General features: G+C 52.0%; 13 protein-coding genes and 1 pseudogene. 1 reads left to right on the top strand and 13 read right to left on the bottom strand.

Going from position 1 to position 17,545, the window contains the following annotated elements; all coding sequences use genetic code 11:
- From FHR97_RS13950 to FHR97_RS13985, 5 genes and pseudogenes are all read right to left on the bottom strand, one after another.
- A complete protein-coding gene (locus FHR97_RS13950; RefSeq protein ID WP_183384420.1) occupies positions 1-810 on the bottom strand; it encodes a hypothetical protein in 810 nt (269 codons plus the stop codon).
- A gap of 21 nt (positions 811-831) precedes the next feature.
- Positions 832-2,277 carry a hypothetical protein gene (locus FHR97_RS13955; RefSeq protein WP_183384421.1) on the bottom strand — a complete coding sequence of 482 codons (1,446 nt, stop codon included), beginning with the start codon at positions 2,275-2,277 and terminating at the stop codon, positions 832-834.
- Positions 2,278-3,322: 1,045 nt separating this feature from the next.
- Positions 3,323-4,029, bottom strand: a pseudogene (gene istB / locus FHR97_RS20160) (IS21-like element helper ATPase IstB); the annotation flags it as partial.
- A gap of 24 nt (positions 4,030-4,053) precedes the next feature.
- Entirely contained in the window at positions 4,054-4,575 is a 522-nt protein-coding gene (locus tag FHR97_RS13980) for a DDE-type integrase/transposase/recombinase (protein ID WP_183384425.1), read from the bottom strand.
- A gap of 458 nt (positions 4,576-5,033) precedes the next feature.
- Positions 5,034-5,405: a histone-like nucleoid-structuring protein, MvaT/MvaU family gene (locus FHR97_RS13985; RefSeq protein WP_183384426.1), complete on the bottom strand. Its 372-nt coding sequence runs from the start codon at positions 5,403-5,405 to the stop codon at positions 5,034-5,036.
- 446 nt (positions 5,406-5,851) lie between these two features.
- Here FHR97_RS13985 and FHR97_RS13990 point away from each other — a divergent pair, with 446 nt between their 5' ends.
- Complete coding sequence (locus FHR97_RS13990; protein WP_183384427.1) at positions 5,852-7,213, top strand: hypothetical protein; 1,362 nt, start codon at positions 5,852-5,854, stop codon at positions 7,211-7,213.
- Between the two features lie 267 nt (positions 7,214-7,480).
- Here the strand turns inward: FHR97_RS13990 and FHR97_RS13995 are convergent, their stop codons facing one another.
- From FHR97_RS13995 to FHR97_RS14030, 8 genes are all read right to left on the bottom strand, one after another.
- On the bottom strand, positions 7,481-8,101 hold the full coding sequence (locus FHR97_RS13995; protein WP_183384428.1) for a hypothetical protein: 621 nt from the start codon (positions 8,099-8,101) through the stop codon (positions 7,481-7,483).
- Between the two features lie 101 nt (positions 8,102-8,202).
- Positions 8,203-9,150, bottom strand: coding sequence for a hypothetical protein (locus FHR97_RS14000; protein ID WP_183384429.1), 948 nt, complete (start codon positions 9,148-9,150; stop codon positions 8,203-8,205).
- Positions 9,147-9,797 carry a TauD/TfdA family dioxygenase gene (locus FHR97_RS20735; RefSeq protein WP_425486090.1) on the bottom strand — a complete coding sequence of 217 codons (651 nt, stop codon included), beginning with the start codon at positions 9,795-9,797 and terminating at the stop codon, positions 9,147-9,149. Before FHR97_RS20735 ends, FHR97_RS14000 begins: the two co-directional genes overlap by 4 nt.
- Before the next feature lie 142 nt (positions 9,798-9,939).
- On the bottom strand, positions 9,940-10,809 hold the full coding sequence (locus FHR97_RS14010; protein ID WP_183384431.1) for a DUF7281 domain-containing protein: 870 nt from the start codon (positions 10,807-10,809) through the stop codon (positions 9,940-9,942).
- The gene (locus FHR97_RS14015) at positions 10,806-12,071 is read right to left on the bottom strand and encodes a hypothetical protein (RefSeq protein WP_183384432.1); all 1,266 of its coding nucleotides are present in this window, start codon (positions 12,069-12,071) and stop codon (positions 10,806-10,808) included. The genes FHR97_RS14010 and FHR97_RS14015 overlap by 4 nt, the downstream gene beginning before the upstream one ends.
- A complete protein-coding gene (locus FHR97_RS14020; protein WP_183384433.1) occupies positions 12,071-12,721 on the bottom strand; it encodes a hypothetical protein in 651 nt (216 codons plus the stop codon). The genes FHR97_RS14015 and FHR97_RS14020 overlap by 1 nt, the downstream gene beginning before the upstream one ends.
- Positions 12,718-16,455 carry an ATP-binding protein gene (locus tag FHR97_RS14025; RefSeq protein WP_183384434.1) on the bottom strand — a complete coding sequence of 1,246 codons (3,738 nt, stop codon included), beginning with the start codon at positions 16,453-16,455 and terminating at the stop codon, positions 12,718-12,720. The genes FHR97_RS14020 and FHR97_RS14025 overlap by 4 nt, the downstream gene beginning before the upstream one ends.
- Before the next feature lie 306 nt (positions 16,456-16,761).
- A complete protein-coding gene (locus FHR97_RS14030; protein ID WP_183384435.1) occupies positions 16,762-17,535 on the bottom strand; it encodes a hypothetical protein in 774 nt (257 codons plus the stop codon).
- Positions 17,536-17,545 lie beyond the last annotated feature (10 nt).

The following is a 17,545-nucleotide window of genomic DNA, read 5'->3' on the forward strand; positions in this document are numbered from 1 at the left end:
TTATAGCTCCCCTATGGTAATAACATTAACATTATTAAAACCTTGTGCATCGAAGTATCGCACCCAGAAGTCATCGACTTCTTCTATCTTTACATTATCTCTTGGAACTCTCAAGATAGTTAACTTAACACCATTCAAGTTCCTACTTAGCTTTGATGGTCCGTTTTTATTTTTAAAGGTCTCCCAATTATGTCCTCTGTAAAAACTAAAGAATTCATTATGCTGGACCAAGTCGCTCATAATAACAATTTCACGCGGAGTGCTAGTCAGAGTAAAGGATGGTATCCTAGTGACAAATTCTTGCAGTGCTTCCATGATTGGAGAAGATTCAGCCTCTTCGATCGTCAATAATCTATTGAGCGAATGCTCTACAGGGTCCAGGAAGTTTTCCTTATACTGGAGCTGTATTAACTTTGGGTTTTCAGTAAAATAGCTTGCATCATCGCCGCTCGGAGGTTTGCAAATTGAATAATACGCTCTCTCACGGATTTGCTTGTCAGGTGACACCGTTGAGAAACTAACTCTCCCACCCACTTCTGCATTTGCTATCCTATTATCAATGTGCTGCCTAGCTGCTTGTAACTGAGTTAGCGTAATTGGATCTGTTGTATCTATTAAAATGGCAAGATGCGAATTTGCTCCATCCTCAGGACATAAAGACACTGTATCAATTGCTGGCTTATTTGAATTCTTGAACCAGAACCACCCAAATGCACCCAAGATGGAAACCGATAAAAGAATAATAAAAACAGCTACTACGTTTTTTGCAGCGCTACTATTTCTACGCCTACGGTACCGTCTCCGGGCCATATAGTATATCCTTCACCTTCCTCAAGCTTCTTTGTAGTGTTGTTCATTAGCTTCAATTGATTGCTGGCTTTTAATCTGCCTAACTGTTGGAAAAGCCGAGAGAGCCGACTCTCTAACCTTTAAAAGCTCTTCAACACCACACTTTACAGAACCTTCTATCTTTTCTATCTCGGCCTGAGAGTTATTAGGATGCTCATCCTCTTTTTTATCAAACCTGGGGACATTATATTTTTCAAACGAAAAGGTTTCACCGAAATATTGAGGCGAAGGTTCTGTTCTGGCTTTAATGTTCGCATCCCTATAAATACTTAACATTTTATTAGCTGCGCTATTACAGCTTTCTAAAAAAACTTCAAAATTTCTCACCAGGGACGATCTTCCGATATATGCATCGGTTGCTGATTTCATGTTATGCCTACGCCTTTCGACTTCATCTTTTAAGTCTTCTGTAGCACTTTCGAACATTTTCGTCAGCTCTTCATGTGCCTCACTGTAGACGTCAGCATACTCATCAATAGCTGTTTCACAATCTTGCCATGCTCTATTATAACCAGGATAAGGATCAAAGAAAGTATGAGCCTTCCAAAATGCAAAAAAACTTACTATCGCCCCAAACCCAACTACAAGCCAAGCTGAGAACGAATGGATGTCGAGAGGAGCTTCTCTCAAGGTTGAAACAGCTGTTATTAAAGATACATCCCAAGCATGTGATTCCAACGCGCTTCTCAAGTGCGCAACAGCCAGATTAATAGCTGAAGCAAACACTATAAATAAAGCAACTAACAACCAGCCAAACATTTCCTGCGGTATTTTATTCATATTTTTGAATCGGGAGAAAAAACCCAAAAGCCCCGAGCCAAAAACATTTACGAAGGCAATAGCAGCTGCAATTGCAACCCCACCCAAATACCCCATTGGGTTTTCTTCTGCAAAAAAATACGCATTTATAACAAGCTCTATTACTGCTAGCAGCATAGCCGCCGCAATTGTCAATAGCCCTCCTTTTTCTTTTGGAGGTCCTTCGACACCATGTTCGGCTTGGAACTTTTTGAGTTTGTGTTGCTGTTCAAAAACATTTTTTCTTGGATTTTCTAACTCATTTTCCCATTGCTTTGACTTACCAATTATTTCCGATTTAGCTTTCCCTACAAGTAGAGAGATATGCTCCCCCTCCTCTTTCACAGATGCAATTCTCGACTCGTAACTCTCCATTTCGGTTTCAAAATTATTAAGTGCTGCTACTCGCAGCCTGCGTACATGTTCAATGGCATCAAGCTCAGGAGGTGTCTTCGATATACTGCTTGTGTCAGGATAGTTTTTTTCTCCATCTGCATGTCCACGCTCCGACAGCCGTAATTCAGAAGCAATTTGGTCGACACGTATTTCAGGAAATCGGTGCACACTAGGATCAAACTTATTGCCACCTTTCCTAAATGCATTACTGACGCCTCGAAGAATTCTTTCCATCATCCCTCCACGCAATACTTTTTTAAATACAGATGGTTTATCTTATAAGTTATCCAGCTGGCTATTAGTGCAGCTATCCGTATTAGCTGATACAGCAAGTAGGCCCTTCAAATAGACTTGAGAAACTTCGGATCCATTCGTGAAAATCTCGCTTGTCATTTTCTATTCAACGAACGCGGAGTTAATGAACTCTAACACTCAGATATTTAATGACGTGGATTTGTTAAGCGCTCCATTATACATCACATCCATTTTTCAAGTAAAAAGCACAAAAATTCGACCACACTAGAACCAACAAGGTTAAAACCATTTATCCATGCAGAATGTGCTTCACTGACACTTTCCCGATCTTTGGTAGAGAATATATCAATCTAGGTTTCAATAGCATTTATAAATATGTACTACATGACGATGTCCACGCAGAAATTCCTGTCTTCAGGTCATCACTAATTTGGCATTGCCTAAAGTTAGTTTCGATCGTTCCTGTACGTGGCATGCTCAGCATCAGCCACTAAAAATTACAGACACGCTACCGCTACGAGGCATAGGTCCTTGTTGTGCCTCTCTGGTCACGAAGTCATGAAATGTCACTGGTTTGAGGCACAGCACCAGCATCAGAATACATTTCCTTACAATTTAGCCCAATCATACTTTCTCATCAGCAAGAATTGAAGGATTACAGATGAATTTTTGGCAGGATGTTAAGCAATGCTACGTAGGATACGATGATATCAATAGGCTATACCTCTGTTTTAAAAGGTTTTTTATGCCTTCAAACGATCAAATGACCTACTGAAGGATCTCTTCGAGAAGACCAGCAGTGAACGTCACATGTATGATGGCTCAGCGGTTGCACCCCATGGCCAAGGCTCCTCCCTTCTCCTGTCAAGAAAGGGGGCATTCCACCACTCAACGTTGGCGATTGAGCTTCTATCTGTCTTCGATGCACCGGCGAGGCATCCGGTGCTGAGCCCGCCGGAATACGCAAATTAAGCTATTCCGGTCACGATGGGTCAATTTCTGCCGCTTGCGAGGCGGCGCTCTTGCGCATCGATTCTCCGCTGAATGTCAGGCGGTAGGCACTGTGCAGCAGCCGGTCCAGGATGGCCGTGGCGATAACCTGGTCTCCGAAGATCTCGCCCCAGTCCTTGAACTACTTGTTCGAGGTCACGAAGGTGCTGGCTCGCTTGTATCGCCGATTGATCAGTCGGAAGAACAGGCTAGCTTCCCCGGGCGTCATCGGCAGGCAACCCATCTCGTCCAGGACGAGTCCCTTCGGATAGGTCAGCTATTTGATTTGCCGGTCGAGACGGTTCTCCTGATGCGCTCGGACCAGAGTGCTGACCAGCCGATCCAGAGTCATGAACAGCACGCGGTGACCGGCTTCAGCGGCCTTCATGGCTATCGCCACGGCGAGATGGGTGGTTCCCACGCCAGGCGGTCCGAGCAGCACCTCGTTTCGCCACGCTCGACGAAGCCTAGGCCGACCAGGTCGCGCACGATCTTGTGATCGATGCTCGGTTGGAAGCTGAAATCGAACTGCTCCAGGGTCTGGATCCAGGGGAGCCGCGCCTGCCTCAGCAGGGACTCCAGTCCTTTCTGGTGCCGGCCGCCACATTCCTGGGCCAGGGCCTGCTCGAGGAACTCGCGGTAGTTCAAGTCCTGCTTGCTGGCGTGTTCGCAGAGGCTGTCGAGCGAGGCCTGGAGATGTTCCATCTTCAGGCGGTTGAGTAGCTGTTCCAGGGCCATCACAGCACCTCCTCGTAGACCCACAGGTCACGCTGCTGCACTGACAGGGTCTGCTGCCACAGGTCGGCATGATGCTCCGGGACTGGCCAGTTGCGGGAAGCCGGCATCGAAGATCACCCGGCGGTCGCGATCATGCTTCAACACCTCCGCCTTCTGGTTATCGACCAGCACCGTGCGCGGCACGCCCCCGAAGTGGCGGAAGGCCTGCACCAACGCTTCGTAGGTGTGCTCGGCATCCTGGCTGGGGGCCGCCCAGGCATGTAAGCGCCGCGAATAGCCCAGCGTATTGACGGCGAAGTTGACCTTGCAGCGCTGACCAGCGACTACCGTCTCGATCTCGCCCCAGTCGTGCCGAAGCTGGAAGCCGGACTGGGTCTCGAAACGCACGGCCTGCTTGATCGGATGCAGCGCCCGATTGGGTTGGATGTACATCCGCACGATGGTGACACCGCCTGTGTAGCCCTGCTTGCGGATCAGCTGGAAGATCACCTCGGCGTTCCAGACTTTGTCGGCCAGCAGCTGATCGATGATCAGCTTGTAAGTATCCAATTTACCGATCCGAGGTTGAGCCGGGCGACCGTCGGAGCTGCATCAAGGGCCATATGGCGTCGTACCGTGCGCACAGATCAGCCGATCTGATGGGCGATGTCCACGAGGTGGGCGCCTCGCTGGCGTAGTTGATTTATCATCAGAAAGTCCTCTCGGCTCAACATGGCTCGATCCTTACAGGTTTGGTCACCAGCAAGGAAAGGCCATGCGGGTCGGAGGGACAATCTATATTGGTGATTTAAGGACTTATAGCTCTGGCGTCGACAGCGGCCAGTAGTCGAGCAATAACCGGCTTGTATGGATCCACCTTAATCAGGCGGTTTTGGACGACTTGGGGAGATAGAATCCAGGATAAGAAGCAACAGCATGGCTACCGTCACACAGAAAAAAACCCCACACTGTTGATGAGCGAGTATGGGGTTTCATGATTGTGTATGGAGCACTGTCGACGCGCTGAATTAATCCTCGGTGCGGACCAGCCAGGACTCGACAGTTTCGTCACCGTGCTCTTCTTTCCACGCCTTCAGGGTCTTCTGATTACCACCACGGGTCTCGACTACTTCACCCGTGTTCGGGTTCTCGTAAACCTTCAGCTTGCGCTTGCGACGCTGACCCTGGGCCTTCTGGGCACTTTCAGCCGTCGGCTCCGGGCGGAAAAGCGACAAAACATCCGCAGCGCTCTTGCCATACTCCTTCATCAGCGCTTCAAGCTGCTCTTTGAACTCAAGTTCTGCCTGTAGACGAGGATCCGCCTTCATTTTCTCAAGCTGCTCGCTAAGCTGCTTGAGCTGCTGTTCTTGCTGCGCATAGGTTGTCAGAAGACTTGTCATTGCATACGTCTCTAGTAGGTGAATTTCCGTAAGGCATCATAAATAACAATGAAGAGAAGCGCAATGGGATTTTTGATTAACGGCATGGGGTAGTAGTAAGTGAACAATAAGACGCAAGGAACACGAGGTGCGTTGATATGAGAAATGAAGCCAACCAGGTGCTGACATTGGTTGATCTGCCCATGGAGCATGGACTAGGCAGTAGGTATCTATGATGTCAGAAGCGCCCAAGAGCAGACCTTGAACAAGACCTTATGTATGGCATCCCCCTTGGTTGAGACGCGGATGTCCTCGGCGCCGGGAGGCCGACGGGGTAGCGAGGGCTGCTGGGCAACACGGCAGAATTCTCTAATTATCAACTGGTTTCCAGACTGCGTTGGAAGACACACTTTGCTCTCGCCGCCACTAGACGATACCTTGATAACATTGTTGTTAAGGAGAACCCTATGCAGACTTCTCGCCCTGAGTACCTCGCGCATGGTGCACGAGCCCGCTTGATTCCCAGCATTTCTGACACCAAGAAGGAGGAGCGTGCCACCTCAATCCTGCTGTCCACCCTGATGGCAGTCCATGAGTTCCGCCAAGTCATGCTGCACTCTGTAGGGGTTCGCGCCGGCAATCGCGCAAAGCTAGACGCCTGGACTGAAGTGGTGTTCGTTTCGGAGGTCTCCGGTAAGAAAAAAGATCCTCAAGAACGTCCAGATGGATTGCTGATTCTTAACACAGGTAAGAAAACTTGGCGTGCGATTATCGAAGCCAAGACCGATAATAATGAGGTGGGCGAGAGGCAGCTCAAAGTCTACATCGACAAGGCGAAGGAAAATGACGTTGATGCAGTCATAACCATCACCAATCAGTTTGCGGCCCTGCCTACGCATCATCCCGTCAAGCTGCCCAAAACCCGTACTAAAGCTGTCGATGTATTCCATTGGTCTTGGACCTATGTCATCACCCAGGCACAGCTCCTGCTTCAGAGTGATGGCATTAAGGACGAAGACCAGCGGTTCATCCTGAAGGAGGTGGTGGAATATTTCGATGCCAAGGGTAGTGGTGTGGTAGGATTCACCTCAATGAATTCAGAATGGCCTTCGCTGGTCCAGGCCACTCACAAGAATGCCCCTATCAACAAGCACTCCGATGAGGCCATTAACACAGTCTCCAGCTGGCATCAGGAGCAACGTGAGCTATGCCTCAAGATGTGGCCTCTGTTAGGGCAGCAGGTCGAGCTTAAACTTCCGCGTGCCCACAAAAAAGATCCCCAAAACCGTCTCGTCGACGACTGCGAGCGCCTGGCCAAGGAACGCCAGCTAACCGCCACTCTAGTAATACCCAACGCAGCATCGGACCTGGAGGTGACCGCCGATTTGATGCGTCGATCACTGACCTGCTCCATGAAACTAGAGGCACCTAAAGACAAGGTCAGCAGCAAAGCCAGGGTCAATTGGCTGCTACGGCAGCTGCCACCTGTCACCAGCCAGGATTTCTATATTCGGGCCTGTCGGGCCGGCAGGGCTCCCGATACCCATCAGCCCATTGAGAAGCTCCGCCAGGATCCCACCCTGCTTGATGCGGACAATTCCTCCGCACCCCCGATTTCATTCGAAGTGTTCTATCACCAGGACCTCGCTGGAAATTTTCAGAAGGTTAGAAAGTTCATTGAGGAATTGGAGACTGCGGTGCCACTTTTCTACGAGCAGGCTGGCCAACACCTACAGGCCTGGGTTGCCCCGCCCCCAAAGGTCAAGAAATCCGCTACCCTGATAGAAGAAGATGAAGCCAAAGAAACCGGGGAGGAGAATCAGGTTTAGGGCTAGCCAATTTCAAGTGCATCCTTCTGAACTTCACAGGCTCCTCAGAAGGAAAGGATGATCAAAGCATGTATGACAGAAGCCAGCGACAGCCGAGCTTTTGGTCGGCACTATCCGGCCAAGAGAGGACTTTCATCGTATTCTGATATAACGTTTGAGCTAAGCGGCTCGCCTCTGGCGCGTCCGGTGGAGGCCCACCAAAGCCGGACCGTAATTGAGCGATTTGTTAGGCATCTCACGAGTACACCTCCAAGCTGATACTGCCACTCATTCAAACAACCCTGCCCTCTCCTTCCGGACTCGACATATGTGGTTCATCTTGCTCCAGAGATTTTCCCGTAACTTCTCTTGGTTGGGCTCAACAAGTTCTTTCAGATAGTCGTCGAATGCACTCTCAAGTGCTTCGTGAAATTGCACTACATCGATAACGTAGCCGACGTCGGCGCCTGTTGCCCTACTTGTTGTTAGTAACTCAGCCTGGGAGCGTCGGATTAGCCAGAGCCTCCTTGCCTCAGCTTGATGCAGGAGACCGCATCTGATGTCCTCATAGAAAGCATTCGCGGCTACCGAATCGAACTGGGGCTGGAAGCGCGGACCAGCCAGAAAAGACCTGATGAGTTCCCCTGACCGGCCGCGACCATCGACTATTCCTCGCCGAAACTGCTCCAACGCCTCGATGAGCATACTATCGATGGCTAGGACCACGAATCCCGATGTTTCGGATTGGAGGCAGTTACGAGCGTGATCTAGGAACCTTCCGTCAATGCGGTCCCGCAGCATGTCTACAGCTCGCCTCCAATCAGCTTCAGCATCTAGAGCAAGCTCGGCCCAGTCATCAGCCGTAAACGAAGGTGAGATGCGAAGCGGCCCGAAATCGTGATAGCCCATTACGACTACTCCATCTTGACGCCTAACGATAAGCTTTCTGGCAATTTCAGAACGCCGCGTAGATTTATTCCGACAGCAGCGCCTTATTATACTTCTCTTGGCTAATCATTGCCGTAATCAGGTTCAAACTCACGTTCCCTCTCTTCCGTTTCATAAAATTCGTCTGGAAGGGAGGATGCATTAATTTCTTGAGCACCATGCAAGTGCAGTCCGCAAACAAGGCATGCAAATTCTTCAGTGGCATATGTTATATCAACATACTCCGTGAATAGGTCATGCGGATCCTGATCATCAGATATTTCTTCATCGTACTGAGTTCCACCCATTACACCCATACCGCCACAGGCGGGGCATTCATATAAAACATAGCCATCTACAGAATAATCAAACTTATCATAATGCCCCCAAGACTTCGCATTCTTTGAGACTTCGATCAGATCTTCACGCTTCTTTTCGTTCTTATGGGCTGATTTAAAATCTTCTAAGGCATGATCAATTCTTGTTTTGACCATCATTGATATTGCTTCACGGGCATCTTGCAATAATTGCCTCGGAGCTTGTGCTTCATCAGCTCCTAACCATTCTTCAAGCTCTTTACCTTGTATATCGAGGAGGGTGTACGCGGCGTGCCAAAACTTAGCCTCCCATGCGTCAGGTGACATTCCTGAAAATGGTGATTCACCTGAATGAATTTCTGAGTTCCGCCTCAAAGCTTGCTGTTCACAGAATTTCTGTATTCTTTTGTCAAAGGCTTTCGATATGTGAGATAAGCGTTCGAATAACGTTTTAGCAGTAATTGTTTTAACATCTGGAGATAGAGGATGGCCACAAGCCGAAAAGAGAGACTGGTAGTGAGTAGGGTCAGCCACCAATGCAGGATGTATAGTGCTCAAGGATGATTTCGCCAATAACTCCAAGGCTAGGGATGCCCATAGCTGATATTCATCTAATACAGCTTCATTCTTTGCTCTTAGCCCCCTTGACATATATATTTTGGACTTAGAGAATAGTGCATCTGATGAGAATGCCGGGTTTGTTTCTTTACTCATTTCGTCAATACCCTATGCAATTCACGAGAAGAGTTCATGCCGAAAGCGTTACTCGAACTACTTCTGCCGTGTAACATCCTCCAGTTATCTAGCACCAAGATATCGTTTTCTTTCCACTCAATGTCTATTTTTTTGGCATTATCGAAGGCCGAATTGAGTACTTGGAGTGCTATTTCCGAATCTCGGTCAGTGGTATGCATACACCCAATATCATACCTTATGAAAGGGTTGTTATCTGAGACAATCGACGAGTAAAACGAACGTCTACCATCTTTCACAAGGAAAACAGCATTCTTTAACAGATTAATATCAGAATGCTTTAATTGTAGCAACTCCCAATCAATGAGGTGTGTTTCCCGACCGCAGATACCAGACGATTTGCACCCCATAACGATATACCTACAAGGTGTTGGCCAATGCGCCGTATCAACGTGAAATGGAAATGACGATAGTTGATACTGGGCGCTAAGCGAGTTGTCATGGGCGAAAGAAGAGGACTGGGGTTTGAGAACTTCCACAACAGATCTCCTTCGCCTCGCACCAATTGGTTGGCCTAGATGGCTTGCGATCTGTAATAAATCATCATCTATGTTGAGCCCTCGGCACTTCCCTTTCCACCATCCTTTCTCTTTCAGGCTGCTTAGCATCAGTAACGCTGCCTTTTAGGTTTAACAGTGATTAGACGGAATGCTCTGGTATTGGATAAACGAGCACGCACCTTTAACAATATTATACCGCACGTTACGCGCCATGTGATTTTCGGAACCCGCGTAATTACTGCCACTCACTCTATCTTCTTACCGTCTCTTCGGTCAGCTTTATTTTTCGTGACAGCATCGCCTCCTGCATAAGGACCCTCTTATGCTTTACCATATTCATCACGTGTCGACCAATCCAAGCATTTTCGTTGAATGAATTTCGCAACCGGTCCATTATCTCAAGTTGTCTCATATAGACATCGCCCCTGCCAATAGTGCTTATCACTTCAATATCTCTTGGCACGATGATTGACACAGGGCCGTTATGCCGTGAAATAAAACCTGTTTGTGCGAGGCTAAGGCCTGCGGGATCATAATCAAAAAACAAGCCAAGCGAAACACTACCTGGCATATTTTTCATTAACTCAAACACCTTATTTTGTGACGCATCATTCCCCCGATAGACGTAGAGCGTATCATGGCAGAATTTCTCAGGGACTATTTCCATCATAGCCTCAATGTTTTCCATTAAGGCACCATTCTCAATGATAAGAACGCGATCATACTCGGATATCTCTAGCATATCTCCTTCACGAAGTGAGAGATAACTGCCGGGTGGAAGGCATATTTCCCCGTTGTTCTTGGAAAAATGAATAATTCCATCACTCGAAGAAATGCGAATGAACCCGCCAAATACCTGGCGCTGGGAGGCCTTCTCGTTGGTCAGCTGCGCAGACACCGCCACCCGGTCCTGCGTGAGGTCGAACCCCAGCGAGGCATCATTGGTCTGGCGTCGGTACTCCGCCTCCAGCAACTCCAGGTCGTTCTCGCTGAGCAGCAGCTTCCTGCCATTGGGCGTGCCGACACCCAGCTCCGCATGGGTGGACAGCCACATCGGGCTCAAGGTCACCGACGCCGGGCGACGTTGCAGGGTGCGTTGCAGGGTCGACAGCGGTATCACGCCACCTCCTTATGCTCGAAGATGACATCCATCAGGATATGGTTGCCTGAATAGCGCGGCACCTGCACCGTCTCGTACTGCATGTTCAGATGCTCCTTGTCCTGGTCGGCCATGGAGTAATAGTGACCCAGCACGCTGAGCACCCAGATCTCCGGCGTGGTCTCGATATCGAGGTATTGATAAAACGCCATCACCGAGGCGCTGGGTCGCGCCTTGAACAGCTCCGGCAGTGCCTCAAAGAACTCGCGTGCCGAGCGCTGCTCGGGATCCTCATGAGCGATGGTGGTCAGGGTACCGTGATCCACCACCGTCATCGTGTCACGCTGCTTCTCATCCCTGTCGAGATCACGCTCCTGGTCATCCCTGACGCGGGCCAGGGCCTTGGTGGCGATCTCGATCAGCACCACCTCCTGTCGCGGATCATCCAGTGCGGGTTCGGCCTTGAGGGGTAGCGGCTCGACCCCGCGAAATGCATCGGGTGGCAGCTCATCGGCAGGGAAGGATGGCGTGAAGTCGGGGTTCTGATCATAGTGCGCGAGGAAGGCATCGATCAGGCGGTTCTGACGCTGATACTCGGCACTCTTCTTCACCAGGTGCGTGAGGCTCCGCTTGAGCTGATGGATCGCATCCAGCACCTCCCCGGATAAGGTGTCGATCTGCTTGGACAACACCTTGTTGAACAGGTGGATCAGGTAGGGATCGGCCCCGGCCAGTTGCGAGAGCTGGTCGTAGGATATGGTCTCGAACAGATCATTCATCCGCTCTGCTTCACGGATCGCAAACTTGTTTTCCTGGATCTTGATGTCGATATCGTTGATCGAGCGGAAGTCGTTGTTCACATAGTCCGAGAAGCGTGCGGTCACCAGCCGGATGGTGTCGACGAAATGATGCACACTTTCCTGGATCAGGCTGCGGAAGTGCTCGATGTCGCCCGTATTGCCCTTGCGCTTGGCCAGGCTGTAGTTGGTGACAGTCTGCTTGAGATGGTTCCATCTGTCGTTCACCTCACCACTGGCCACCTGCCTGCGCTGGCTCTGGGTGATGAAGTGGACGAAGTCCCCCAGCGCACGGGTGATGATCACCTCCTCGTCATCTTCATCGAGGTGGAACGCCAGGTTGTGCTGGATCAGGTCGTGGGCGGCCTTCTCGCTGGACTCGTCCAGATAGACCCTGCCCTGCTGCTGGAGGCAGGCGTCCAGGATGGTCTCCAGATGGCGGTGGATGGTCGAGACCGCCGCCTTGGCGTCGCTGGGGCGTGACATCAGAACAAGCCTCCCTGTGGCTCGTCGGTCATCTCCTCCTCGGCGACCTCCTCGGCCAGGATGCCTTCTTGCCGCTGAATGTAAGTCATCATCTCCATCAGCAGTGACCAGCGCGACGTGGCCTTGTAGGACGCCCCGGAGGCGCCATACGGCACAAGATAGCCTTCTTCCTCAAGGTGCTTGAGGATACCCTCCAGCTGACCCTTGGTGTCCTTGCGGGTCGAGATCTTGAAGCGACGCGCGATCTTCTCGACGTCTTTTTGGGAACTCACCGAATCTTCCACGCTGGCGAGCAGACCGCTCAAGCTAAGCGTGTCGCCTGCATGGATCGGGTAACGGTCATGACTGATCTTGCGCGTCAGCTTCAGCCAGTGGCACAGGGGCTCCCAGTCCCCGGCGATACGCGCGAAGCGATTCTGGATGCTGCGCCGAAGCCCTGGGTCGTTGAGATCGCGATAGACGGCATAGTAGCCAACGTCATCTTCGGTCTTGGCCAGCCGTCGCCCCATGTGCGTCAGGGTGTCGTTGATTAGCGTGAATTGGCGCGGATCATTCAGCAGATCGAAGCCTTCCCGGTAGGCGATCTCGCAGATCACCTCGCCGCTCAGCAGGCGCTCCATGGTCTTGGCAAATGCAGGGTTATAGTTCATTGGGCCACCTCCTGACTCATGTCCTTGATCGCCTGGCTGAAGCGCGGATTGATCCTGGCGGCACCGGGCTCCTCATCGGTGACAATCATCGCGCCCTTGTCTTCATCCATCAGCACCCGGTTGTCGAAGCGCTTCAGGATCTCGGGGGGTGCCTCGGGCTGGGCGCAGAAGATATGGATATTGCGCCGCTGCATCATCTTGAACAGACGGCCCACGTTGCCGGAGTCAATCTTGCCCAGCTCATCAATCGGCCAGGTGATGGCGATCTCCTCGTTGGGGCACAGGTAGCGCGTCAGGCCGCTGAAGACGATTAACAGGGCCATTAGCGACAGGCCTGCGCTGCTCGCGTCGGAGAAGTCCTTGTCGGTGCGAATCGGTACCTCTCGCCCCTTCTCCTTCAGTGTGATCTCGATATTGGTCAGATCGCTGATGTCGCTGCTGCTTCCGCGCCCATTGCGATAGGCCTCATCGAGTTGGCGCAGATCCTCCATAAGCTCGTCAGGCGGCAGACCCGACTCGTTGCGTGCCAGCCACTGACCCCAGCGCTGGGCGAGCGCCGACAGCGGCTTCCATTGCTCGTCGCTGCTGATCAGCGAGACCAGCTGGACCTTGATGTCACTGATCGCCACGAAATCGTGCTCGGTATTGAGCTTGGCCCTCAATTCACGGGAGACGCGGTTGATCTCGTTGTTGAGGTTGTTGAGCGACCCGCGATACTTGACCATCCGGTCGGCGATACCCCGGACGGTCTGCTTGAGCATGTTCTCGATCTCGGGCACGCGCTCGTGCAACAGCTCCGAGAGCGCGCTCATCGAAGCGATATCCAGCTCATCCATGCCCTCGGTGTACTGCGTGCGCTCCTTGAGACGGTTGTATAGCTGGAGCCATGCATCGTGGACCTGGGTGTTGGGATGGAGCTGGATGATGTTCTTGCACCGCTTGGCGATCTTGATCAGCGCCTGGGTCTGCCTGTTGACCTCGCTGGCCAGCTTGTCGACCTCGAAGGCGATCTGCTCGCCACTGCCAAGGGCATCGGCATCAGGCATCTCGCCATGAGGCTGCTCATGGGGCACGCCGTCCAGCTCCCGTTGGGCACGGGTACTGAGGATGCGCCACTCTTCGAGTGTTCGAGTAAGCTGACCGATCTCGCGCTTGAGGGATCGGCGAGCCTCGCTGAGCGCTTTCTGGTAGGCTTCATGATCGCTTTTCAGACGCGCGAACTCACTTTCGCTGATGCTTATCTGGCGAATCAACGCCGCCTGCCGCGTGCTCCTGTCGTCGAGCGTCGGCCAGTCGTAAGCCAGCCAGTGCTCATACGCCAGCACCTCCTCCTTGGAGTCTTCCAGCACCTGGATCTCATTGCGAAGCGCCTCTACCTTCTCGATGGCCGTCTGGCGTGCCTTGGTATCGACGCCTCGTTTGCCCAGGGCGATCTGAAGGGCATCGTCCAGTGATTTGAGGTGCGCCTTGTGTGACTCCTCGATCTCCTCGATCTGCTTGGTCTTGTGCTCGATGGCGGCGTCCTGGGAGGCCATCGCATCGGTCTGCTCGGCTCTCAGTTGAAGGAGAGCCTCCTGCCCGTCACGGCGGATGGTCTCGCGCTGAGCGGTCTTCTGGTGGCCTTCTTCAGTGATCTGGGCCTGAAGGCTGGCCGCCTGTTGCTTGAAGTCATTGGCCCGCCTAGCGGCGTCCTCATCGAGACGCGCGACCAGCCGTTGATGCTCTGCCTTGAGATCCTGGATGCGCTCCCTCAGTCCGTCCTGCTTGTTCTTCATCAGGGTCAGTCGGTCACGCGCTTCCTTGAGCGCCTTGCGGGCGCTGAGCACCTGGCCGGTGGTCTTCTCCACCTCGTCCTTAGCCCGCTTGACCTCCTGCTTGGCCTCCGTCAGCAGGCTGTCGAGCTGAGCCTCCTCCATCGCTTCATCCGGCTTGGCCAGATGCTCCAGATAGAGGGCAAGGCCATAGAGGGTTTCGTCATGGGAGGTCCGCTCGGGTTGCAGGTCCTTGCGCTGGAGTAGAGCGGGCGAGATAACCTTGCCCAGCGAGTCACCCCATCGCGGAAAGTGCTCGCGGAGGTAGGCCAGCAGGGTGCCCGGCTCCGCGAAGCGATTGCGCGTCAGCGCATCGCGCTCGGCCTCGGCGTAGCTCAGGCGGCGCTCGGCGTGCTGAAGATGACTCTCCTCGGCACCGACCGCCTTTGTCTTCTCGGTCACATCATCCTGACACAGCTGTAGCTGGCGGATGACCTCATCCCGCTGCCCTTCCGCCGTGGTGATGGCCGACTTTGAGGCATTCTTGTCGGCGATCTCCTTATCGGTCGGCTGGAGAGCCTGCTGCTGCGCCTCCAGCAGTTCGCCATAGCGCTGCTGGAGCATCCCGATGCGCTCATCGATCTCGCCGATGACTCGGGCTTCCTCTTCTTCCCACTTCCCCTTCAGCGTGTTGCGCCCGGCCTCCTGGTCATCCGCCAGACGGCGGCGCTTCTCGCTGAGCGCATCCTTGTCCTTACGCAGGCGCTGGGTCCGCCGCTCTTTTTCTGTAATGGCCTCGGCGCGGTCGCTGTCATAGCTTTTCTGAAGGTCCTCACCTTCTTTCTTCAGCACACTGAGGGTCTGGCGAGCACTGTTCAGCGCCTGGCGACGGTTCGGCAGATCATGGTAGCGCATGGCGATATCATCCATGCCCTTCTCTTCCCATTCATCTCGCTGCTCATAGAGCGCGTCGATCTCTCTATCCAACTGGTCGCGCTGCGCGTGGAGGCCTGCCAGGGAGCGACTGTGTTCGCGGTATGCCTCCTGATAGCCCGCCTCGGCCTCGTCGAATTCACGCCCCTTGACCTTTTCCTGAGCATCACACAGATCGATCCTATCGCTGATGCGACCCACATGTTCGTCCAACGCGGTGGTGTACTGATGCAAGGATGTGTGCGAAGCCATCAGGTTCTGATAGGTCTCGACCCCGCTCGCCAGATCACCGGAGGCGCGCTCGAAGGCCTGAAGGCTTTCGATGTCGCGCCAGAACGCCGGGTTGTTGGAGTTGGGTCGGGAGTCCTGGATATGGACGTGAATCTGCGTATCGATGATCATCCTCTTGAGACGCGAGATCAGCCGCTTGGAGTCCAGTGTGATCGAGGTCAACTCGTGCATGTGCTGGATCCGGTCTTCGAACCCGCCCAGGCTGAAGGCTCGCGCCTCCTCGCGTAGCGACTTGTGGCGGGAGGCCGTACCGCTGCGACGATTGATATGAGCCGTGTTGAAGATGATGTCGCGGTATTCCGAGGTATAGTTCAGCTGCTGACTGATGGTGACCCCGAACTCCTTGAGACGGTGGCGCAGCAGCATCCAGGCGGGCTCCTGCTCCTCGTAGTAAGGGTCCATGTCCGGATGGAAGATCGTCTCGTCGGCGCTGCCCATGACAAAACGGTGGGCGTGCTGGGAACCTTCACTGCTACGATAGAAGACTGCACAGCACGTCTCGCCGCTGACGCGCGCGTACTCGAAGATCACCATGCTCTGGTCATTGGTGAGGTAGTAGTCGACAAAATTCTTCTTGTTGCCGCTACGGTCCATGACCTTGCCGGGCTCCTGGCCGAAGAAGATCGGCAACAGGCGAAGCGCGGAGGTCTTGCCAGCACCGTTGTCTCCGCCGAGGTTGGTGTGGCCATCGCAGGGGATCCTTGTCTTGAGCCCCTTATAGTATGAGTTATAGAGGATGATCGCCTTGAGTCCACTCATCAGCCACTTGCTCCCTACTGAATTGATGAAGCTACTTGTAGGGTCCCGGGTGATTGATTAGGTGGGATCCTACACTTACTGCTAAAAGGAAATAGGGGGACAGGAAAATAGGGGGGTAGACTACAAATTTCATTCTCATCCTGACACGGGGGAGCAGTAGCCACTCAATCAGCTTAGTCTGAAGCTCCCATTGTGGCCAAAAGCGGACTTTCAAAAAATGCTGATATGACGCCCACATTAACGGCGCGAGGAACGAGCGCATATCGACCAGTAGGGGGAAAATATAATGTACTTGTTAGGCAAACCCTACCGCCCCAAATCATGTAACCCTCCAGCTGACGAAATCCACATTCCGTCGCCTAGATATGCGGGACCCCCATCACCATCTGAGCACGCATCATAGATGTCTAACATTTCACTTCTAGACGACTTTCTTTCTCGAGCTTTCTTCTTCAGCTCTTCTGTTCTTTTATCGCTTCTTCCTTGAGGAATGAAATAGCGATCTAAATTGACCTCATTCTCAATAAAACTTTTTGAAAATCGGAGCATTCCCTCAAATAGATTGAAAGTAGTGTGAGCTAAAAAATGATGAACCATTTCTCCCTCACTGAAGGATAATGCATGCAGGCTATAAGGTTTAATAACTTCATGATCGATGCGAGCAAGAATCTGTATATCTACTCCGTTTTTCCTTACAAATATGTATGCAACCTTGGTCGCATTAGTACAGCCCAACACAGCCCGATACTGCCGTCGCCTTGATTTTACCGGGACCCACCCGTGTAATTTAAGCTCTTTAATAAAGATATCATGTGTTGCCAACCCAAAAACAAGAGGAGAGCCTTTTGGCAAAACAATCTCACCGTCCGCCTTATATATTACCTCATCTTCTTTGCACTCAATTCTGCCATTGCAGTCCCAGTTAAAATATTTTAGATTCTGAATTATTGCAGATCTCAATTTCCCGTCTGTTCTACGAACTATCACCTTATCTCTTCGCTTAACATCAGTGCGAAAGCACTGCACAGGAAACTCCTTGGTTGATTCTTCAAAGGAAACAAAAGCAACGATGTAACTCATAAACAATCCT

Source organism: Halomonas stenophila (genome assembly GCF_014192275.1).
Classification (GTDB): Bacteria; Pseudomonadota; Gammaproteobacteria; order Pseudomonadales; family Halomonadaceae; genus Halomonas; species Halomonas stenophila.